Origin of the sequence: Hamadaea sp. NPDC051192 (genome assembly GCF_040682475.1) — a bacterium.
GTDB lineage: Bacteria > Actinomycetota > Actinomycetes > Mycobacteriales > Micromonosporaceae > Hamadaea > Hamadaea flava.
The window spans coordinates 12,539-33,843 of record NZ_JBFBAZ010000028.1 but is presented as its reverse complement, the minus strand read 5'-3'; the positions used below and the strand labels follow the sequence as shown (position 1 = coordinate 33,843).

Below are 21,305 nucleotides of genomic sequence, written 5' to 3'. Positions count from 1 at the left end.
TTATACCCCTCAGCTCACCGGTCCGCCGAAGACCTCGATGCGGTCTCCATCGGCCAGCTTCACCATGGCGCGCTTGGTGTCCTTGCGCTTGCCCCAACCGTTGCGGGTCCGCTTGCGCTTGCCCTCGCGGTTGAGCGTGTTCACCGTGAGCACGCGTACGTTGAAGATCTGCTCGATCGCGATCTTGATCGCGGTCTTGTTGGCATCCGGGTGCACGAGGAACGTGTACCAGTTGCGCGTGAGCTCGCTGTAGCTCTTCTCGGAGACGACCGGGGCGACGATGATGTCCCGCGGGTCGGCGATGGTGGTCACTTGTCACCCTCCTCGGTGCCCGTACGAACGCCGAGGAACTCCTCCAGCGCCTCCTTCGTGAAGATCACGTGGTCGGCGACGAGGACGTCGTACGTGTTGAGCTGGCCGGCCTCGATGAGGTGCACCAGCGGCAGGTTGCGCAGGCTGACCCAGTTCAGCTCGTCCTCCGCGCCCAGTACCACCAGCGACTTCGCCTCGTCGACGCCGATCGCCTTCAGAGTGGCCAGAGCCGCCTTCGTCGACGGCTGCTCGCCGTCCACGAACGCCTCGACCACGTGCACCCGGCTCTCGCGCGCCCGGTCCGAGAGGGCGCCACGCAGCGCGGCGGCCTTCATCTTCTTGGGGGTGCGCTGGCTGTAGTCACGCGGCACGGGGCCGTGGACGACGCCACCACCGGCGAACTGCGGCGCCCGGGTCGAACCCTGGCGAGCGCGACCGGTGCCCTTCTGCTTGTACGGCTTCCTGCCACCACCGGACACCTCGCCGCGGGACTTCGCCTTGTGCGTACCCTGACGGGCCGCGGCGAGCTGCGCCGTGACGACCTGGTGCATCAGCGGGATGTTGGCCTGGACGTCGAAGATGTCGCTGGGCAGCTCGACCGAACCGGCCTTGGCACCGTCGACGCCGATAACGTCAACCGCGGTCACTTCTTCGCACCACCCTTCTTGTCCTTCGCCGCCGAGCGAACCAGCACCAGGGCGCCCTTGGGGCCCGGGATGGCGCCGCGCACCAGCAGCAGGTTGTTCTCGACGTCGATCGCCTGAACCGTGAGGCCCTGCGCGGTGTACCGCACGCCACCCATCCGGCCGGCCATGCGGACGCCCTTGAAGACGCGACCGGGGGTCGCGCAGGCGCCGATGGAGCCCGGCGAGCGGTGCTTGCGCTCGACACCGTGCGAGGACTTCAGGCCGTGGAAGCCGTGACGCTTCATCACACCCGCGAAGCCCTTGCCCTTGGTCTTGCCGGTGACGTCGATCGCCTGGCCCGCCGCGAACGTGTCGACGGTGAGCTCCTGGCCGAGCGTGTACTCGCCGGCGTCAGCCGTGCGCAGCTCGACGATGTGCCGACGGGGCGCGACGCCGGCCTTGGCGAAGTGACCACCGCGCGGCTTGTTGACCTTCCGCGGGTTGATCGCGCCATAGGCGAGCTGAACGGCCGAGTAACCGTCGACGTCGGCGGTGCGGACCTGGGTCACCACATTCGGGCTGACCTCGACGACCGTCACCGGTACGACCTTGTTGTTGTCCCACAGCTGGGTCATGCCCAGCTTGGCGCCCAGGAGGCCCTTGACTTGCCTGTCCATGAGTGTCCGGTCCCTACAGCTTGATCTCGATGTCGACGCCTGCCGGCAGGTCGAGACGCATAAGCGAGTCGACCGTCTTGGGGGTCGGGTCGATGATGTCGATCAGACGCTTGTGCGTACGCATCTCGAAGTGCTCGCGCGAGTCCTTGTACTTGTGCGGCGAGCGGATCACGCAGAAGCGGTTGATCTCCGTGGGCAGCGGCACCGGGCCCGCGACCTGAGCGCCCGTACGAGTCACCGTCTCGACGATCTTGCGTGCCGACGAGTCGACGACCTCGTGGTCGTAGGCCTTGAGCCGGATGCGGATCTTCTGTCCCGCCATGGTGGCTTCTGTTTCCTTCTCTCGTTGTGACCCTCGCCGGAGTGTGTCCGCCGGCGGTTTCAGGCCGTCCGCTCTCTTCTTGTCAACCCGTCTGAGCTGCTCAATCAGAGCTCGTCCGGCTGGTCCTTCCGACCCCCGCGGTCGGGCGTGTCGCGCGTCGGGCCAGTCTGCATCCCCACAAGGGTTGGGATTGACCCGGCGAGCGTCACGCCCGCACAAGGGGCTGGGCGACGCCCGCGATGGCCGTCTTCAGACGGATCGCCGGCCCCGCGGTGGCCGGTGCACCGACGCCCACATCAGTGGGCAGGCGCGAACCAGCCGCAACGCAACCTGTTCATTATGCCGTACTGGGTGCGGCAATGTGAAATCGGGGTGCCGACCTTCACGCCGGGCGAGCCTGGCGTGTGGCCCAGATCATGCAGCGGGCGCCCCGACGGATCGGGGCGCCCGCTGATAGATCACTTGAGGATCTTGGTGACCCGGCCGGCGCCGACGGTGCGGCCACCTTCCCGGATCGCGAACCGCAGGCTCTCCTCCATGGCGATGGGCTGGATCAGCTTCACCGTCATGTTGGTGGTGTCGCCCGGCATGACCATCTCGGTGCCCTCGGGCAGCGTGACGACGCCGGTGACGTCCGTGGTACGGAAGTAGAACTGCGGACGGTAGTTCTGGAAGAACGGGGTGTGGCGGCCACCCTCCTCCTTGGAGAGGATGTAGACCGTCGCCTCGAACTCGGTGTGCGGGGTGGTCGTGCCCGGCTTGATGACGACCATGCCGCGCTCGACCTCCTCACGCTTGATACCGCGCAGGAGCAGACCGACGTTCTCTCCGGCACGCGCGTCGTCGAGGGTCTTGCGGAACATCTCGATCGCGGTGACCTTGGTCTTGAGCGCCTTGTCCTTGATGCCGATGATCTCGACATCCTCGTTCGGGAGCAGGACGCCACGCTCGACACGACCGGTGACGACGGTGCCACGACCGGTGATCGTGAACACGTCCTCAACGGGCATGAGGAACGGCTTCTCGGTCTCACGCTCGGGCTGCGGGATCGCGGTGTCGACCGCGTCCATCAGACCGAGGAGAGCCTGGGTCCACTCCGCGTCGCCCTCGAGCGCCTTGAGCGCCGACACCCGCACGACCGGGACGTCGTCGCCCGGGAACTCGTAGGTGCTCAGCAGCTCGCGGACCTCGAGCTCGACGAGGTCGAGCAGCTCGGCGTCGTCGACCATGTCGGCCTTGTTCAGCGCCACGACGATGTACGGAACGCCGACCTGGCGGGCCAGGAGCACGTGCTCCTTGGTCTGCGGCATCGGGCCGTCGGTCGCCGCGACCACCAGGATCGCGCCGTCCATCTGCGCGGCACCGGTGATCATGTTCTTGATGTAGTCGGCGTGACCGGGGCAGTCGACGTGCGCGTAGTGCCGCGACTCGGTCTGGTACTCGACGTGAGCGATCGAGATGGTGATGCCGCGGGCCTTCTCCTCCGGCGCCTTGTCGATCTCGTCGAACGGCGTGTACGGGTTGAGGTCCGGGTACTTGTCGTGCAGGACCTTCGTGATGGCCGCCGTCAGCGTCGTCTTACCGTGGTCGATGTGACCAATGGTGCCGATGTTGACGTGCGGCTTAGTCCGCTCGAACTTCGCCTTCGCCACTGGTGTCCTCCTGTGGACTGTCTGGTTCGTACGCCCGACGGCGCCACACGGCGCTTTGGACTTCTCCTAGTCGCCTGACCGGCCACGATGACCGGTCAGGCGTTCCCCAACGCTAACGGCGAATTACTCGCCGGTCGCCTTCGAGATGATCTCCTTCGCGACGTTCGTGGGAACCTCGGCGTAGGAGTCGAACTGCATGCTGTAGCTCGCCCGGCCCTGCGTCTTCGACCGGAGGTCGCCGACGTAGCCGAACATCTCCGACAGCGGCACCAGGGCACGGACGACGCGGGCGCCGCCACGCTCCTCCATCGCCTGGATGATGCCGCGGCGGGAGTTCAGGTCGCCGATGACGTCACCCATGTTCTCCTCAGGAGTGGTGACCTCAACGGCCATCATCGGCTCGAGCAGCGCCGGGTCAGCCCTGCGGGCCGCCTCCTTCAGCACCATCGAGCCGGCGATCTTGAACGCCATCTCGGACGAGTCGACCTCGTGGTACTTGCCGTCCACCAGGGTCAGCTTGACGCCGACCAACGGGTAGCCGGCGAGCACGCCGTACTGCATGGCGTCCTGCGCACCGGCGTCGACCGACGGGATGAACTCCTTCGGGATACGACCACCGGTGACGCCGTTGACGAACTCGTAAGTCGCCTCGCCGTCGAGCGGCAGCGGCTCGAGGGAGATGATCACCGACGCGTACTGGCCGGAACCACCGGTCTGCTTCTTGTGCGTGTACTCGACCTTGTCCACCGCGCGGCGGATGGTCTCGCGGTACGCGACCTGCGGCTTGCCGACGTTCGCCTCGACGTTGAACTCGCGCTTCATCCGGTCGACGAGGATCTCCAGGTGGAGCTCGCCCATGCCGGAGATGACCGTCTGGCCCGTCTCCTCGTCGTTCTTGACGCGGAAGGTCGGGTCCTCCTCGGCCAGCTTCTGGATGGCGGTGGAGAGCTTCTCCTGGTCAGCCTTGGTCTTCGGCTCGATCGCGACGTCGATGACGGGCTCCGGGAAGGTCATCGACTCCAGGATCACCGCGTTGGCCGGGTCGCACAGCGTGTCACCCGTGGTGGTCTGCTTCAGACCCTGGACGGCGATGATGTCACCAGCCTGCGCGGACGTACGCTCTTCGCGCTTGTTCGCGTGCATCTGGTAGATCTTGCCGATCCGCTCCTTGCGGTCCTTCGTGGAGTTGATGACCTGGGTGCCGGACTCGACCGTGCCCGAGTAGACCCGGACGTAGGTGAGCTTGCCCAGGTGCTTGTCGGTCTGAACCTTGAAGGCCAGGCCGGAGAAGGGCTCGCTGACGTCGGCGTGCCGCTCGACGACGGTCTCGCCGTCCATGAGCGTGCCGTCGATCGCCGGGATGTCCAGCGGGGACGGCAGGTAGTCGACGACGGCGTCCAGCATCGGCTGCACGCCCTTGTTCTTGAACGCGGAGCCGGTGACGACCGGGTTGACCTTGCCGGCGATGGTGGCGCGACGGATCGCGGCCTTCAGCTCCTCCAGGGTGAACTCGCCACCGTCGAGGTACTTCTCCATGATCTCGTCGTCGGCCTCGGCGAGCGTCTCGAGCAGCTTGGTACGCCACTCCTCCGCCTGCGCCTGCAGGTCGGCCGGGACCTCCTCGACCGCGTAGTCCTCGCCCTTCTGGGTCTCGCCGCGCCAGGTGAGGGCGCGCATGCCCAGCAGGTCGACGACGCCGATGTGGTCGCCTTCGAGCCCGATCGGGATCTGCAGCACGAGCGGGGTCGCGTTGAGCCGGTCGATCATCATCTGCACGCAGCGGAAGAAGTCGGCGCCGGTCCGGTCCAGCTTGTTGACGAAGCACATACGCGGAACGTTGTACTTGTCAGCCTGACGCCAGACGTTCTCGGTCTGCGGCTCTACGCCGGCGACGCCGTCGTAGACCGCCACCGCACCGTCGAGTACGCGCAGCGACCGCTCGACCTCGACCGTGAAGTCGACGTGGCCGGGCGTGTCGATGATGTTGATCGGATGGCCCTTCCACTCGCACTTGGTGGCGGCAGAAGTGATCGTGATACCACGCTCCTGCTCCTGCTCCATCCAGTCCATCACGGCGGCGCCCTCGTGGACCTCGCCGATCTTGTGGGTGATGCCGGTGTAGAACAGGATGCGCTCGGTCGTGGTCGTCTTACCGGCGTCGATGTGCGCCATGATGCCGATGTTGCGGAGCTTGGCGAGCGCGGCGTTTGCGGCGGCCACTTTCGAGTTCCCTTCAGAAGGTGGGTGAACCTAGGTTCGGGGTGGTGCCGGGCCGATCGGCCCGGCACCGAACGATTACTACCAGCGGTAGTGGGCGAAGGCCTTGTTCGACTCCGCCATCTTGTGCGTGTCCTCGCGCCGCTTGACGGCGGCGCCGAGGCCGTTGCTGGCGTCCAGCAGCTCGTTCATGAGCCGCTCGACCATGGTCTTCTCCCGGCGAGCCTTGGAGTAGGTCACCAGCCAGCGCAGGCCCAGCGTGGTCGCGCGGGCCGGGCGAACCTCGACCGGCACCTGGTAGGTCGCGCCACCGACACGGCGGCTGCGGACCTCGAGGGTCGGCTTGACGTTGTCCATCGCGCGCTTGAGCGTGACGACCGGGTCGGTGCCGGTCTTCTCGCGGCAGCCTTCGAGGGCGCCGTACACGATCCGCTCGGCGAGCTGACGCTTGCCTTCCTGCAGGATCTTGTTGACCAGCTGGGTGACCAGCGGCGAGCTGTACACCGGGTCAGCGATGAGCGGGCGACGCGGAGCAGGTCCCTTACGCGGCATCGTTACTTCTTCCCTTCCTTGACAAGCTTCGCGCCGTAACGGCTGCGCGCCTGCTTGCGGTTGCGGACGCCCTGGGTGTCCAGCGAACCGCGAATGATCTTGTAACGAACGCCGGGGAGGTCCTTAACACGGCCGCCACGAACGAGGACGATCGAGTGCTCCTGCAGGTTGTGACCCACGCCCGGGATGTAGGCGGTCACCTCGATCTGGCTGCTGAGCTTGACGCGAGCGACCTTCCGGAGAGCCGAGTTCGGCTTCTTGGGAGTGGTGGTGTACACGCGCGTGCACACGCCACGACGCTGCGGGCTGCCCTTGAGCGCCGGCGTCTTGGTCTTGCTCGTCTTGGCCTGGCGGCCCTTGCGGACCAACTGCTGAATAGTGGGCACCGGGTGTCTCCGCTCCCGTTCTCTCCTGTACAAGGTCGCTGGGTGCGACCAGGGTCTTCACACTGGATCGGCCGATGGACGTCTCCGCGACGCTCACCGGTCGGCCGAACCTGTATTCGACCGGCTCCTCCCGCGTCGCCGACCAGGGGATTCCCTGGGGCATCGCGGTCGTTGCCGACCCCCGCGGTCGGGCGTGTCGTCCGGTCCACGGGCCAGGCGCGCGATCACTCGCCCGCCGGGGTTTGCCGTTGTCGCGGTGCGCTGCCGACGCCTTGCGGCCGCCGTCCATCGCGCACGCACGATGGGCCCAGGCATGCCTGGGCACGAGGGGAAAGAGTACCCATCGCGAGCGCGCAGGTCAAAACGGGGGCTCCCGACCGATTTTCACCAGTCCGATTTCTCGTTGGGACACCCGTACCGTTTTCGCGGCACGCCTCACTCCAGGCCGCTCCACGAACAGTCTACCCGCTCGGTTCGTCCGCGTCGCACGGGATCGGCGGCTGTGAGGGGGCCCACCGGGCTGCGGCGACGCGTACGCAGGTCAGGCTCGCGTCGCCACCAGCAGGATGGCCGAGATCACAGCGATGACCGTCACCACGACGCCGACTCCGCCGCAGATCAGCCCACTGATGGCCAAGCCCTTGCCGGTCAACGCCGACGATCGCCGGATCTGGCGCAGCCCGAGCGCCCCGAGCACCACCGCGCCGCCGCTCAACACCAGGGCCAGCACCGCGAACGCACCGGCGGCGAGCGCGCCCCAGTCGGCGCTCGTGGCGGCCAACGCGAAGAGTGCCACGATCCCGCTGACGAGCAGTCCGGCGATCCCGGCCGCGAGGCTGCCCGAGGCCAGCCCGGTCAGGATCGGGCGGATCGGCAGGATGGCCAGGCCATAGGGCGTACCGGGGACGGGTTCGATCCGGGCCGGCGGCGGGAACCGCACGGGCGGGATCGGGGCCGGCATACCGGTCGACTGGGTCACGCCTGCGATCCTCGCACACTCCCCTGGTCGCTAGAAGTGCAGTCAGAAGTGCGGTCAGTTCACGCCCGGCGGAAAGTCGTGGTTCGGATTCGCCGACCGCATCAGCACGCCGATGGTCACGGCCGCACAGACGGCGAGCACCGCGAGCCCCAGCGCGATCCAGGCAAGCAGCTGTCCGCGTACCGCCAGCCGATCGCCGGTGCGCCAGCCCTGCCCGTCCGCTATCTCGCCGCGAGCCTGCCGGGCCAGGGCCAACGCCACGACGGCCGGGACCACGCCGCCCACGAGCAGGCCCGTGGCCACGGCGATCCATCCCAAGATGTACGCGGTCAGGGCCTTGCTGTCGCGGATCGGCTCCGGATCGTCCGGGTGTCGCATTCGCGTAGATTATCAACGCGACGCGGCCCGCGATCGGAAGTGATCGCGGGCCGCGTCTTGCGTTTGTTCAGCAGATCTCGAAGATCAGCGGTACGCACCGAAGTCGAAGTCGTCCAGCGGGACGGCCAGACCACTCGCCGGGCCGAACCCGTAGTCGGTCTCGCCGTAGGCGGCGGTCATCGAGTAGACCTTCGCCTTCGCCTCCTCGGTCGGCTCCACCCGGATGTTGCGGTACTTGCTGATGCCGGTACCGGCCGGGATGAGCTTACCGATGATGACGTTCTCCTTGAGGCCGATGAGCGAGTCGCTCCGGCTGTTGATCGCCGCTTCGGTGAGCACCCGGGTCGTCTCCTGGAAGGAGGCGGCCGAGAGCCACGACTCGGTGGCGAGCGACGCCTTCGTGATACCCATCAGCACCGGACGTCCGGCCGCGGGCTCGCCGCCCTCGGACACGACGCGCCGGTTCTCCGACTCGAACTGAGCCCGGTCGACCAGCACACCCGGCAGGAACTCGGTCGCGCCGGAGTCGATGACCGTGACGCGCTTGAGCATCTGCCGAATGATGATCTCGATGTGCTTGTCGTGGATCATCACGCCCTGCGACCGGTAGACCTCCTGGACCTCCTGGGTCAGGTGGACCTGCACCGCCCGCGGGCCGAGCACCCGGAGGAGCTCGTGCGGGTCGATGGTGCCCTCGGTCAGCTTCTCGCCGACCTCCACGTGCGCGCCGTCGTGCACCCGAAGGCGTACGCGCTTGGAGATCTTGTCGTGGACGATCTCGTCGCTGCCGTCGTCCGGCACGATGATGATCTTCCGCGACCGGTCGCCGTCCTCGATCCGGATCCGGCCCGGGGTCTCCGCGATCGGCGCCTTGCCCTTGGGCACGCGCGCCTCGAAGATCTCCTGGACACGGGGCAGACCCTGGGTGATGTCCTCACCCGCGACACCACCGGTGTGGAAGGTACGCATCGTCAGCTGCGTACCGGGCTCACCGATGGACTGGGCCGCGATGATGCCGACCGCCTCGCCGACGTCGACCGTCTTACCGGTCGGCAGCGACCGCCCGTAGCAGGCGGCGCAGACGCCGAGCTTCGACTCACAGGTCAGCACGCTCCGCACCCGAACCGTCTCGACACCGGCCTTGACCAGCGCGTCGATGATGATCGAGTTGAGGTCGACACCCCGGGACGCGACGAGCTTGCCCGCGTCGTCGGTGACGTCGTCGGCGAGCGTACGCGCGTGGCCGCCGGTCTCCGCGAACTCGTGCACGACCACCGTGCCGTCGGCGCGCTCGCCGACGTGGATCGGGATGGCCCGGTCCGTGCCGCAGTCCTCTTCGCGGATGATGACGTCCTGCGAGACGTCCACCAGACGACGGGTCAGGTAACCCGAGTCGGCGGTACGCAGCGCGGTGTCGGCCAGACCCTTACGAGCACCGTGGGTCGAGATGAAGTACTCCAGCACCGACAGACCCTCGCGGAACGAGGACTTGATCGGACGCGGGATGATCTCGCCCTTCGGGTTGGCCACCAGACCACGGATCGCGGCGATCTGCCGCAGCTGGAGCAGGTTACCGCGGGCGCCCGAGTGGATCATCTTCCACAGCGAGCCCTCCTGCGGCAGGGCCGTCTCCATCTCCTTGGCGACCTCGTTGGTCGCCTTGGTCCAGATCTGGATCAGCTCGCCCCGGCGCTCCTCAGAGGTCATGAGGCCGCGCTGGTACTGCTTGTCGATCCGCTCGGCCTCCTTCTCGTAGCGCTCCAGGATGCCCTTCTTGGCCGGCGGCTGGACGACGTCCTCGATGCCGATGGTCACGCCGGACCAGGTGGCCCAGTGGAACCCGGCTTCCTTGAGCGCGTCGAGCGTCGCCGCCAGGGCGACCTTCGGGAAGCGCTCGGCGAGGTCGTTGACGATCGCCGAGAGCTGGCCCTTGCGGATCTCGTAGTTCACGAAGCGGTAGCCGACCGGCAGCGTCTCGTTGAACAGGACCCGGCCGAGGGTGGTGTCCACGATCAGCGGCTGACCGGGCTCCCAGTCCTCCGGGGCCTCCCACTCGGGCTTGCCCACTCCGTTGTCCACGCCGATCAGGCCGTCGAGCCGGATCTTGACCGGCGCCTGCAGGTGCAGCTCGCCCTGGTCGTACGCCATCCGCGCCTCGGCGTCCGTGCTGAACGCCCGACCCTCGCCGAGCAGACCCGTCCGCAGGTGCGTCAGGTGGTAGAGCCCGATGACCATGTCCTGGGTCGGCATGGTGACCGGCTTGCCGTCGGCCGGCTTGAGGATGTTGTTCGAGGACAGCATCAGGATGCGGGCCTCGGCCTGCGCCTCAGCCGACAGCGGCACGTGCACCGCCATCTGGTCGCCGTCGAAGTCCGCGTTGAACGCGGTGCAGACGAGCGGGTGGATCTGGATCGCCTTGCCCTCGACCAGCTGCGGCTCGAAGGCCTGGATGCCCAGACGGTGCAGGGTCGGCGCGCGGTTCAGCAGAACCGGGTGCTCGGTGATGACCTCTTCGAGGACGTCCCACACGACCGGCCGCTGACGCTCGACCATCCGCTTGGCGGACTTGATGTTCTGCGCGTGGTTCAGGTCCACCAGGCGCTTCATCACGAACGGCTTGAACAGCTCCAGCGCCATCTGCTTGGGCAGACCGCACTGGTGCAGCTTCAGCCGCGGGCCGACGACGATGACCGATCGGCCGGAGTAGTCCACGCGCTTGCCGAGCAGGTTCTGGCGGAACCGGCCCTGCTTGCCCTTGAGCATGTCGGACAGCGACTTCAGCGGACGGTTGCCCGGCCCGGTGACCGGACGGCCACGCCGGCCGTTGTCGAACAGCGCGTCGACGGCCTCCTGCAGCATCCGCTTCTCGTTGTTCACGATGATCTCGGGCGCGCCGAGGTCGATCAGACGCTTGAGGCGGTTGTTGCGGTTGATCACGCGACGGTAGAGGTCGTTCAGGTCGCTGGTGGCGAAGCGGCCACCGTCGAGCTGCACCATCGGACGCAGGTCCGGCGGGATGACCGGTACGCAGTCCAGCACCATGCCGAGCGGCGAGTTGTTGGTGTTCAGGAACGCCGCCACGACCTTCAGCCGCTTGAGCGCCCGGATCTTCCGCTGGCCCTTGCCGGTGCGGATGGTCTCCCGGAGATCGTCGGCCTCGTTGCTGAGGTCCATGTTCTCCAGCAGCGCCTTGATCGCCTCGGCGCCCATGCCGCCGGTGAAGTACTCGCCGAACCGGTCGCGCAGCTCCCGGTAGAGCAGCTCGTCGGTGACCAGCTGCTTCGAGTCCAGCTTCCGGAAGGTGTCGAGCACCTCGTCGAGCCGGTCGATCTCGCGCTGCGCCTTGTCCCGGATCTGGCGCATCTCGCGCTCGCCGGACTCCTTGACCTTGCGGCGCACGTCGGCCTTGGCGCCTTCGGCCTCCAGCTCGGCCAGGTCGGCCTCGAGCTTGGCGGCGCGCTTCTCGATCTCGGCGTCGCGGGCGTTCTCGGCCTGGCGCTTCTCCGCGAAGATCTCGTTCTCGATGGTCGAGAGATCACGGTGACGCGCCTCGGTGTCAACGCTCGTGATGACGTAGGAAGCGAAGTAGATGATCTTCTCAAGGTCCTTCGGAGCCAGGTCGAGCAGGTAGCCCAGCCGGCTCGGGACGCCCTTGAAGTACCAGATGTGCGTCACCGGAGCGGCGAGCTCGATGTGGCCCATCCGCTCACGACGCACCTTGGACCGGGTCACCTCGACGCCACACCGCTCACAGACGATGCCCTTGAAGCGGACCCGCTTGTACTTACCGCAGTAGCACTCCCAGTCCCGCTGCGGACCGAAGATCTTCTCGCAGAAGAGTCCGTCCTTCTCGGGCTTCAGGGTGCGGTAGTTGATGGTCTCGGGCTTCTTGACCTCGCCGTGCGACCAGCGTCGAATGTCTTCCGCGCTCGCCAAGGCGATTCGCAGCTCATCGAAGAAGTTAACGTCGAGCACTTAATTTCCTTCTGGCTCGTTCTTGCCTAGGTCGTCTTCGTGGGGTGAGCCGGGGGCCTCGCGGCCCCCGGCAAGCACCTTGATCAGACTTCGTCGACGCTGATCACGCCTTCATTGGGCCGGCGGGACAAGTCGATGCCCAGCTCCTCGGCCGCCCGGAACACCTCGTCGTCGGTCTCCCGCATCTCCAGGGCGACGCCGTCGCTGGAGAGGACCTCCACGTTCAGGCAGAGCGACTGGAGTTCCTTGAGGAGGACCTTGAACGATTCCGGGATACCCGGCTCGGGGATGTTCTCGCCCTTGACGATCGCCTCGTAGACCTTCACCCGGCCGAGGACGTCGTCGGACTTGATGGTGAGCAGCTCCTGCAACGCGTACGCCGCGCCGTAGGCCTGCATCGCCCAGCACTCCATCTCACCGAAGCGCTGACCACCGAACTGCGCCTTACCACCCAGCGGCTGCTGCGTGATCATCGAGTACGGACCGGTCGACCGAGCGTGGATCTTGTCGTCGACCAGGTGGTTCAGCTTCAGGATGTAGATGTAGCCCACCGCGATCGGGTCCGGCAGCGGCTCACCGCTGCGGCCGTCGAACAGCTGGGCCTTGCCGGACGCCCCCACGAGCTGCTTGCCGTCACGGTTCGGCAGCGTCGAGGCGAGCAGACCGGTGATCTCCTCCTCCTTGGCGCCGTCGAAGACCGGCGTGGCGACGTTCGTGTCAGGCACCGACTCGTGAGCGTCGATCGACCGGAGAGCCTTCTTCCAGTCCGCGTCCTCGCCCTCGATCTTCCAGCCGGTCTTGGCCACCCACCCGAGGTGGGTCTCCAGGACCTGCCCGATGTTCATTCGCGAGGGCACACCCAGCGGGTTGAGCACGATGTCGACCGGCGTGCCGTCCTCGAGGAACGGCATGTCCTCGACCGGAAGGATCTTGGAGATGACGCCCTTGTTGCCGTGGCGGCCCGCGAGCTTGTCACCGTCCTGGATCTTCCGCTTCTGGGCCACGTAGACCCGGACCAGCTCGTTCACACCCGGAGGCAGCTCGTCGCCGTCCTCACGGGAGAAGGTGCGTACGCCGATGACCGTGCCGGTCTCGCCGTGCGGAACCTTCAGCGAGGTGTCCCGGACCTCACGCGCCTTCTCGCCGAAGATCGCGCGGAGCAGCCGCTCCTCCGGGGTCAGCTCGGTCTCGCCCTTGGGCGTCACCTTGCCGACCAGGATGTCACCGGGGACGACCTCGGCGCCGATCCGGATGATGCCGCGCTCGTCGAGGTCGGCGAGCATCTCCTCGCTGACGTTCGGGATGTCGCGGGTGATCTCCTCCGGGCCGAGCTTGGTGTCCCGGGCGTCGACCTCGTGCTCCTCGATGTGGATCGAGGTGAGCACGTCCTCCTGCACGAGGCGCTGCGACAGGATGATCGCGTCCTCGTAGTTGTGGCCCTCCCACGGCATGAACGCGACCAGCAGGTTGCGTCCGAGCGCCATCTCGCCCTCGTCGGTGCAGGGACCGTCGGCGATGACCTGGCCGGCCTCGACGCGGTCGCCCTCGAAGACGACGGGCTTCTGGTTGACGCAGGAGCCCGAGTTGGAGCGGCGGAACTTGTGCAGCAGGTACGTGCGGCGGTGACCGTCGTCCTGGTGAACCGTCACGTAGTCGGCGCAGAGGTCCTCGACCACACCGCCGACCTCGGCCACGACCACGTCGCCGGCGTCGACCGCGGCCCGGTACTCCATGCCGGTGCCGACCAGCGGGGACTCCGCCTTGACCAGCGGCACGGCCTGACGCTGCATGTTCGCGCCCATCAGGGCCCGGTTGGCGTCGTCGTGCTCGAGGAACGGGATCATGGCGGTCGCGACCGACACCATCTGGCGCGGCGAGACGTCCATGTAGTCGACCTGCGTCGGCGCGACGAAGTCGACCTCGCCGCCCTTCCGGCGGACGAGCACCCGGTCGCCGACGAAGTGACCGTCGGCCATCAGCGGCTCGTTGGCCTGCGCGATGACGTGCCGGTCCTCCTCGTCCGCGGTCAGGTAGTCGATCTGGTCGCTCACACGACCCTCGACGACCTTCCGGTACGGCGTCTCGATGAAGCCGAACGGGTTGACCCGGGCGAAGGTGGACAGGGCGCCGATGAGGCCGATGTTCGGGCCTTCCGGCGTCTCGATCGGGCACATGCGGCCGTAGTGCGACGGGTGGACGTCACGAACCTCGAAGCCGGCGCGCTCCCGGGACAGACCACCCGGGCCGAGCGCCGAGAGCCGGCGCCGGTGGGTCAGACCCGCGAGCGGGTTGGTCTGGTCCATGAACTGGGAGAGCTGCGACGTGCCGAAGAACTCCTTGATCGCGGCCACCACGGGGCGGATGTTGATCAGGGTCTGCGGCGTGATCGCCTCGACGTCCTGGGTCGTCATACGCTCGCGGACGACGCGCTCCATCCGGGACAGGCCGACACGGACCTGGTTCTGGATGAGCTCGCCCACGGTACGCAGACGCCGGTTGCCGAAGTGGTCGATGTCGTCGGCCTCGTAGCCCTCTTCACCCACGTGCAGGCGAGCGAGGTACTCGACGGTCGAGACGATGTCCTCTTCGGTCAGGACGCCCGTGGTGATCGGGACGTCGACCTCGAGCTTCTTGTTGAACTTGTAGCGACCGACCTTCGCGACGTCGTACCGCTTCGGGTTGAAGAAGAGGTTGTCGAGAAGGGTCTGCGCGTTCTCGCGCGTCGGCGGCTCGCCCGGACGCAGCTTGCGGTAGATGTCGAGCAGCGCCTCGTCCTGGCTGGCGATGTGGTCCTTCTCCAGCGTGGTCATGAGCAGCTCAGACCAGCCGAAGCGCTCCCGGATCTGGTCCGCGGACCAGCCGATCGCCTTCAGCAGGACGGTGACGGCCTGCCGGCGCTTGCGGTCGATCCGCACGCCGACGGTGTCGCGCTTGTCGATGTCGAATTCGAGCCAGGCGCCCCGGCTCGGGATGACCTTGACACTCGTCAGGTCACGGTCGGAGGTCTTGTCCGGCTCCTTGGTGAAGTAGACACCCGGGGAACGGACAAGCTGGGAGACGACGATCCGCTCCGTGCCGTTGATGATGAAAGTGCCCTTGGGCGTCATCATCGGGAAGTCACCCATGAACACCGTCTGGCTCTTGATCTCGCCGGTGGTGTTGTTGGTGAACTCCGCGGTAACGAAGAGCGGCGCGCAGTAGGTGAGGTCCTTCTCCTTGCATTCCTCGATCGAGGCCTTGACCTCTTCGAAGCGCGGGTTGGAGAAGGAAAGCGACATAGTGCCGGAGAAGTCCTCGATGGGACTGATCTCTTCGAGGATTTCTGCGAGGCCCGAGCGGGCGTGCTGATCAGCTGCCGAGCGGGTCTGCCAAGCCTCGTTGCCGACCAGCCAGTCGAAGGACTCGGTCTGGATGGCGAGGAGGTTGGGGACCTCTAGATGTTCGGTGATCCTGCCGAAGGAGATCCGGCGGGGAGCGAAAGCGCTCGACGTACGACTGGTCTTCGCAGGGCGGGAAGTTGCCAAGATACGTCCTTCCGAGGACCGGTGGTGCAACGGCCGTTACGCGTGCACTCCAACAACCCCTGATCCGGAACTACCGCGCGGAAAGTCCGCGGGGAAGTTATCCCAGGCAGGGGCAGATAGAAGGGCAGCGCAAACTAGCAGTGTAGCCGGAAGGCACGCCGCTGTAAAGTCGCCACGGCAAGACCGGGCCAGACGTGTCGCACACCACCCTAACCCAGAGGGGCGACAGTTTCCCTCGAACAGATCGGGGACCGTCTCGGGTGCTTCGGTGGCGACTGTCCTTTCTTCGGCAACCAGCGTTGTGTACTGACATCAGCGTGCCCTCCGCCGCCTGCCACGTCAAGACCATGCCGCATAACAGTGTGGGCGTGGCATCATGAGCCGTCGGCGAAGCCTGGCAAATCCGCCCGAGACCCCCCGCTGACCGGCCGAAAGACCCGTCGAGGAGCCATGACTTCGAACGTGCTGACCGCGCCCGCGACACGCCGGGCGCCCGCCCGCCAGACTCTCCGGCGTCACCTTCCGGCCCTGGTCGCGTGGGGTGTCGGGGCCCTGATCTTCCTCATCACGACGGCGTACCACTATCGCGTGCTGGGCACCGAGCCGCGTCCGGCCAAGCTGATCTTCGAGGACTGGCTCATCTGGGACTCCGGACACTACCTCGACATCGCCGAACGTGGATACGACACCTTCGAACGGCACGCCTTCTTTCCCGCGTACCCGCTGCTCCTGCACGGCAGCGACTATCTGCCCGGCGGGCAACGGGTGGCCGGCCCGATCGTCACGATGCTCGTCGCGCTCGCGGCGCTGATCCTGATCCAGCGGCTCGCCGAGCACGAGTTCGACGGCCCGGTCGCGCGGCGTACGGTCTTCTATGTCGTGGCGTTCCCGACCGCGTTCTTCCTCTATGCCCCGTACAACGAAGGCTTGTTCATCCTCTTCGCCGTCGGCGCGCTCTATGCGGCGCGACGGGGGAACTGGTGGGTCGCGGGGCTCATGGGCGGTCTCGCCGGCACCGTCCGGCTCTTCGGACTGCTTCTCCTGCTGCCCCTGGCGTACGAGTATCTGCGGGTGCATCGCCGTCCCCGGTGGTCCGCGCTCGCGCTTCTCCTGGTCCCGGCCGGGCTTTTGGCGTACTCGTGGTATTGCTGGACGACCACCGGCGATGCCCTGGCCTTCGCGCATGCCCAGGACCACTGGCATCGGGCTTATCAATGGCCCGGCGTGCCGCAGTGGCACGCGTTGCGGCTGATCGGCGAGCAGCCGCTGCTCAGCGCGCGGAGCCTGCTCTACGCACAGCAGCTCGCGCTGTTCGGGCTAGGGCTGATCACCCTCGTGCTCGCGCTGGTGGGGCCGTTCCGGTTCCGCGCTGATCAGCGCTATCTCATCGTGTACGCCGCGGCGCTGTTCCTGCCGTTGTTGATCACCGAAGTGGGGCCCGACGATCCACTGGGTTCCCTCCCCCGGTTCCTTCTGGAGATCGTCCCGATCTTCTTCGTGCTCGGCCGGATCGGGGCGAGAGAGCTGCTGGACCGGACGCTCCTGCTGACCCTGATGTCGCTGAACGTGATCAACATCCTCACGTTCCTGCGTCGCGACACCTTCGTCTCCTGAGTACGCGAAAGGGGGCCGTGGATGTCCACGGCCCCCTTTCGGCAGAGGTCACTTGAGCGTGACGCCCGCGCCCTCAGCCTCGAGCTTGCCCTTGGCCTTGTCGGCGGTCTCCTTGTTGACCTTCTCGAGGATCGCCTTGGGGGCGGCCTCGACGAGGTCCTTGGCCTCCTTCAGGCCCAGGCCGGTCAGCTCACGCACGACCTTGATGACCTGGATCTTCTTGCCACCGTCGTTCTCCAGGACGACGTCGAACTCGTCCTGCTCCTCGACGGCCGGAGCCTCCGCGCCGCCACCGGCGGCGGCAACGCCCGCGACGGCGACCGGCGCGGCAGCGGTGACCTCGAAGGTGCTCTCGAACTGCTTCACGAACTCGGAGAGCTCGATCAGGGTCATCTCCTTGAACGCGTCAAGGAGCTCCTCGGTGCTCAGCTTCGCCATGATGTGGCGTCCTTTCTCAAACTACGAAAACGTTGATCGGTGGTGCCGGAGCCCTCAGGGCTACTCGGCGCCTTCCTTCGCGCGCTTGTCCTGCAGTGCGGCGACCGTGCGAACGGTCTTCGAAAGCGGGGCCTGGAGCACGGCCGCGGCCTTGCTCAGGTTCGCCTTCATGGCGCCGGCCAGCTTGGCCAGCAGCACATCGCGGGACTCCAGGTCAGCGATCTTGGTGACCTCGGCCGCCGTGATCGCCTTGCCCTCGAAAACGCCACCCTTGATGACGAGGAGCGGGTTGGCCTTCGCGAAATCACGAAGGCTCTTCGCCGCCTCGACGGGGTCGCCGGAGACGAAGGCGAGCGCGGTAGGACCGGTGAACAGCGCATCGAGGCCTTCGATGCCCGCCTCGGTCGCGGCCCGCTTCGCGAGCGTGTTCTTCGCGACCGTGTAGCTGGTCGTACGGCCCAGCGAGCGCCGCAGCTCGGTCAGCTGCGCCACGGTCAGTCCGCGGTACTCGGTGAGCACGGTGGCCGGCGAGTTACGGAAGTTCTCGGTGAGCTCCGCAACGGCGCCCGCCTTGTCGGCCCGAATCGGCTTGTCCGCCATGTCCCTCCTCTCTCCTGCTTCGAGCTGGTCAGGTCGCGCCCGGCGGAACCCGGGCGGGGAGGAACCGAGAAAAGCAAAACGCCCCGGCGCAGGCGCACGGGGCTTCTTCGGTGCTGAGCACCGGGAGCAAATCCGTCATCCTGCGCGGGTCGCCCGCTGTCGCGGGACCTTCGACCACGCCCTTGCGGGCGCGATGACCAGCGGTCTTTGGGTGAAACTCCAGTAACGATAGCGGACATCCGGTGACACGTCCAAATCCGTGCCGCACGTCACCCATGGAACTGTCAGACGTCTGCGGTAGAAAAAGCGACAGAGGCTTGAGCGCCACGGGGGAGCTCAAGCCTCTGTCTACGTCCGACGGACGGGTGGGGGTCAGCCCTCCGCGCCCTCGTGGAAGTTCCGCGTCACGTTCGGGTCGACCGGGACGCCAGGGCCCATGGTCGTGGTGACGGTGATCTTCTTGACGTACTTGCCCTTGGCCGCGGACGGCTTGGCCCGCTGCACCTCGTCGACGACGGCGGCGTAGTTGTCGATCAGCTGCTCGGCCGAGAACGACGCCTTGCCGATGATCAGGTGGAGGTTGGAGTGCTTGTCCACCCGGAAGGTGATCTTGCCACCCTTGATCTCGTTGACGGCCTTGGTGACGTCCATGGTGACCGTGCCGGTCTTCGGGTTCGGCATGAGGCCGCGCGGGCCCAGGATCCGCGCGATCCGGCCGATCTTGGCCATCTGGTCCGGCGTGGCGATCGCCGCGTCGAACTCCAGCCAGCCCTCCTGAATCCGGGCGACCAGTTCGTCGGTGCCGACGACGTCGGCGCCGGCGGCTTCCGCCTCGGCCGCCTTCTCACCGGCGGCGAACACGATCACTCGCGCGGTCTTACCGGTGCCATGCGGCAGGTTGACAGTGCCCCGGACCATCTGGTCCGCCTTACGCGGGTCGACACCGAGGCGCATCGCGACCTCGACCGTGGCGTCGAACTTGGTGGGGCTCGTGTCCTTCGCCAGCTTGATGGCGTCGGCGGGGGCGTAGAGCTTGGCGCGGTCGATCTTCTCGGCCGCCTGCTTGTAAGCCTTGCTGTGCTGCATCTCTGCTTAATCTCCTGTGGTCTGCAACGAGCCGCGTGGGGCGGCTCTCCCACGGCACCCGGCGAACGGGCGCCTCAAGGTCACTCGTTGACGGTGATGCCCATCGACCGGGCGGTGCCGGCGATGATCTTCATGGCCTGCTCGACGTCGTTGGCGTTGAGGTCGGCCATCTTCTTCTCGGCGATCTCCCGCACCTGGGCGCTGGTGACCTTGCCGACCTTCTCCTTGTGCGGGACGCCCGAGCCCTTGGGCACGCCGGCCGCCTTGATCAGCAGCTGGGCGGCGGGCGGGGTCTTCAGCACGAAGGTGAAGGACCGGTCCTCGTAAACGGTGATCTGCGCCGGAACGACGTCACCGCGCATCGAGTCGGTCGCGGCGTTGTACGCCTTGACGAACTCCATGATGTTCACACCGTGCTGACCGAGCGCGGGACCAACCGGCGGAGCCGGAGTCGCCGACGCAGCCTTCAGCTGAAGCGTGAACGTCTTGACGATCTTCTTCTTCTTCGGAGGCATGTCTCTTCCTGGGCTGTATGGGCAGGGTGCGGCCGCATCCCGCCCGGGGTGGTTTTCACCGGATCGGCCTGCTCAGCGCGCACGGTCAGCGCACCTGTTCACAGGCCAGACGTTCCATGATAACGCCGGTAAATTCGATCTTCGAACCTGGCCCTGAGACTGAGATGCGGATCCATTTCTTCCCGCTTCCTCGCAAGGCGCACGACCCCGTCGTGTGCTCGCGGCACACGACGGGCAGCGCCGTCAGGAAAGCAACGGGCCGTATCTCAGATCTTCGAAACCTGGTTGAAGTTGAGCTCCACCGGCGTCTCGCGGCCGAAGATCGAGACCAGGACCTTCAGCTTCTGCTGGTCCGCGTTGATCTCGTTGATGGTGGCCTGCAGCGAGGCGAAGGCGCCGTCGGTCACCGTGACCGAGTCGCCGACCTCGAAGTCGAGCACCTTGACCTCGACCTTGGCCTTCTTGCCCGGCTCCGCCACGGCCGCCGGGGCGAGCCACTTGAGAACCTCGTCGAGGCTCAGCGGCGCGGGACGGTCGGCCCGGTCGGTCGCGCCGACGAAGCCCGTCACCCCGGGGGTGTTGCGGACGCAGGAGTAGGACTCCGGCGTCAGGTCCATCCGGACGAGGATGTAACCCGGGAACACCTTGTTCGTGACGACCTGCCGCTTGCCGTTCTTGATCTCGGCCTCTTCGCGGGTCGGGACCTCCACCTGGAAGATGAAGTCCTCCATGTCGAGGCTGGTGATCCGGGTCTCGAGGTTCGTCTTGACCTTGTTCTCGTAACCGGCGTACGAGTGCACCACGTACCAGTCGCCGGGGGCGAAGCGAAGCTTCTGCCGCAGCTCGGCGACCGGGTCGAAGGGAGCGTCGTCGTCCGCCGGCTCGACCACTGCCGTCTCTTCGGCCTGGTCGGTGACCTCGTCGGTCACGGCGGTCTCGTCGTACTCAGCCACGCTCGCTCACTTCCGTCACATCTGTCACTTAGGGTTGCCGAAGATGTACAGCACACCCTTGGCATAACCGAGATCGAGGAGGCCGACGAGCGTCATCATGATCGCAACGAATACCACCACGACAGCGGTGTAGGTCAACAGATCATTGCGCGTCGGCCAGATGACCTTGCGCAGCTCGCCGATGACCTCACGGAAGAACAGCCAGATCCGGCGCAGGCCGAACAGGCCCCGGCCCTCCGAACGCTTCGCCGCCTTGGCATCCTTCGCGTCCTTGTTCGACGCCGCCTTGGTCGACTTCTTGTCGGTCGGGCTTTCCTCGGTCAGCTCGGCGTCGTCGTCGACAGCGTCGTCGAACACGTCTTCGACGTGCTCGGCCGCGGCGCCCTCGCCACGTCGATTGCTCTCGGCCACTTCGCCCTACTTCCGTGTCGCGGGGGTGGGAGTGCTTGTTTCCGCACTCAGTCACACGCTAGCCCAACGCCCGCCGAAACGCGCCTGC

The 21,305-nt window shown here is 66.7% G+C and carries 19 protein-coding genes; 1 reads left to right on the top strand and 18 read right to left on the bottom strand.

Annotated elements, in window-relative coordinates; genetic code table 11:
• Window positions 1-9: 9 nt before the first annotated feature.
• The 12 genes from rplW to AB0M47_RS14650 form a co-directional block, all read right to left on the bottom strand.
• Window positions 10-312, bottom strand: coding sequence for a 50S ribosomal protein L23 (rplW, locus tag AB0M47_RS14705; RefSeq protein WP_253758317.1), 303 nt, complete (start codon window positions 310-312; stop codon window positions 10-12).
• A complete protein-coding gene (gene rplD, locus AB0M47_RS14700; RefSeq protein ID WP_363412971.1) occupies window positions 309-959 on the bottom strand; it encodes a 50S ribosomal protein L4 in 651 nt (216 codons plus the stop codon). Before rplD ends, rplW begins: the two co-directional genes overlap by 4 nt.
• Window positions 956-1,615 (bottom strand): 50S ribosomal protein L3, encoded by a 660-nt coding sequence (gene rplC / locus AB0M47_RS14695; RefSeq protein ID WP_363412969.1) that lies wholly within the window; start codon window positions 1,613-1,615, stop codon window positions 956-958. The genes rplD and rplC overlap by 4 nt, the downstream gene beginning before the upstream one ends.
• A 13-nt stretch (window positions 1,616-1,628) precedes the next feature.
• Complete coding sequence (gene rpsJ / locus AB0M47_RS14690; protein WP_007073037.1) at window positions 1,629-1,937, bottom strand: 30S ribosomal protein S10; 309 nt, start codon at window positions 1,935-1,937, stop codon at window positions 1,629-1,631.
• 458 nt (window positions 1,938-2,395) lie between these two features.
• Window positions 2,396-3,589 carry an elongation factor Tu gene (gene tuf, locus AB0M47_RS14685; RefSeq protein ID WP_253758323.1) on the bottom strand — a complete coding sequence of 398 codons (1,194 nt, stop codon included), beginning with the start codon at window positions 3,587-3,589 and terminating at the stop codon, window positions 2,396-2,398.
• 123 nt (window positions 3,590-3,712) lie between these two features.
• Entirely contained in the window at window positions 3,713-5,809 is a 2,097-nt protein-coding gene (gene fusA / locus AB0M47_RS14680) for an elongation factor G (protein WP_363412966.1), read from the bottom strand.
• 78 nt (window positions 5,810-5,887) lie between these two features.
• Window positions 5,888-6,358, bottom strand: a complete 471-nt coding sequence (gene rpsG / locus AB0M47_RS14675; RefSeq protein ID WP_253758325.1) for a 30S ribosomal protein S7 — start codon at window positions 6,356-6,358, stop codon at window positions 5,888-5,890.
• 2 nt (window positions 6,359-6,360) lie between these two features.
• Window positions 6,361-6,744 (bottom strand): 30S ribosomal protein S12, encoded by a 384-nt coding sequence (gene rpsL, locus AB0M47_RS14670; protein WP_120317147.1) that lies wholly within the window; start codon window positions 6,742-6,744, stop codon window positions 6,361-6,363.
• A 541-nt stretch (window positions 6,745-7,285) separates the two neighbouring features.
• Window positions 7,286-7,723, bottom strand: coding sequence for a DUF4190 domain-containing protein (locus tag AB0M47_RS14665; RefSeq protein ID WP_253758327.1), 438 nt, complete (start codon window positions 7,721-7,723; stop codon window positions 7,286-7,288).
• A 54-nt stretch (window positions 7,724-7,777) separates the two neighbouring features.
• Complete coding sequence (locus tag AB0M47_RS14660) at window positions 7,778-8,101, bottom strand: hypothetical protein (RefSeq protein ID WP_363412963.1); 324 nt, start codon at window positions 8,099-8,101, stop codon at window positions 7,778-7,780.
• 84 nt (window positions 8,102-8,185) lie between these two features.
• Window positions 8,186-12,076 carry a DNA-directed RNA polymerase subunit beta' gene (locus tag AB0M47_RS14655; protein ID WP_363412961.1) on the bottom strand — a complete coding sequence of 1,297 codons (3,891 nt, stop codon included), beginning with the start codon at window positions 12,074-12,076 and terminating at the stop codon, window positions 8,186-8,188.
• Between the two features lie 83 nt (window positions 12,077-12,159).
• On the bottom strand, window positions 12,160-15,600 hold the full coding sequence (locus AB0M47_RS14650) for a DNA-directed RNA polymerase subunit beta (RefSeq protein ID WP_253758333.1): 3,441 nt from the start codon (window positions 15,598-15,600) through the stop codon (window positions 12,160-12,162).
• 450 nt (window positions 15,601-16,050) lie between these two features.
• Between AB0M47_RS14650 and AB0M47_RS14645 the strand changes: the two genes are divergently transcribed.
• Window positions 16,051-17,214, top strand: a complete 1,164-nt coding sequence (locus tag AB0M47_RS14645; RefSeq protein ID WP_363412959.1) for a mannosyltransferase family protein — start codon at window positions 16,051-16,053, stop codon at window positions 17,212-17,214.
• A gap of 48 nt (window positions 17,215-17,262) precedes the next feature.
• On the opposite strand, the gene rplL is transcribed toward AB0M47_RS14645, so the two are convergent.
• The 6 genes from rplL to secE form a co-directional block, all read right to left on the bottom strand.
• Window positions 17,263-17,652, bottom strand: coding sequence for a 50S ribosomal protein L7/L12 (gene rplL, locus AB0M47_RS14640; protein ID WP_253758337.1), 390 nt, complete (start codon window positions 17,650-17,652; stop codon window positions 17,263-17,265).
• Window positions 17,653-17,712: 60 nt separating this feature from the next.
• Entirely contained in the window at window positions 17,713-18,252 is a 540-nt protein-coding gene (rplJ, locus tag AB0M47_RS14635; protein WP_253758339.1) for a 50S ribosomal protein L10, read from the bottom strand.
• A 372-nt stretch (window positions 18,253-18,624) separates the two neighbouring features.
• Window positions 18,625-19,338, bottom strand: a complete 714-nt coding sequence (gene rplA / locus AB0M47_RS14630) for a 50S ribosomal protein L1 (protein WP_363412956.1) — start codon at window positions 19,336-19,338, stop codon at window positions 18,625-18,627.
• Between the two features lie 80 nt (window positions 19,339-19,418).
• Window positions 19,419-19,853, bottom strand: coding sequence for a 50S ribosomal protein L11 (rplK, locus tag AB0M47_RS14625; RefSeq protein WP_253758343.1), 435 nt, complete (start codon window positions 19,851-19,853; stop codon window positions 19,419-19,421).
• 266 nt (window positions 19,854-20,119) lie between these two features.
• Window positions 20,120-20,782 (bottom strand): transcription termination/antitermination protein NusG, encoded by a 663-nt coding sequence (nusG, locus tag AB0M47_RS14620; protein WP_253763706.1) that lies wholly within the window; start codon window positions 20,780-20,782, stop codon window positions 20,120-20,122.
• 48 nt (window positions 20,783-20,830) lie between these two features.
• On the bottom strand, window positions 20,831-21,217 hold the full coding sequence (gene secE, locus AB0M47_RS14615; protein WP_363412954.1) for a preprotein translocase subunit SecE: 387 nt from the start codon (window positions 21,215-21,217) through the stop codon (window positions 20,831-20,833).
• Between the last annotated feature and the right edge of the window lie 88 nt (window positions 21,218-21,305).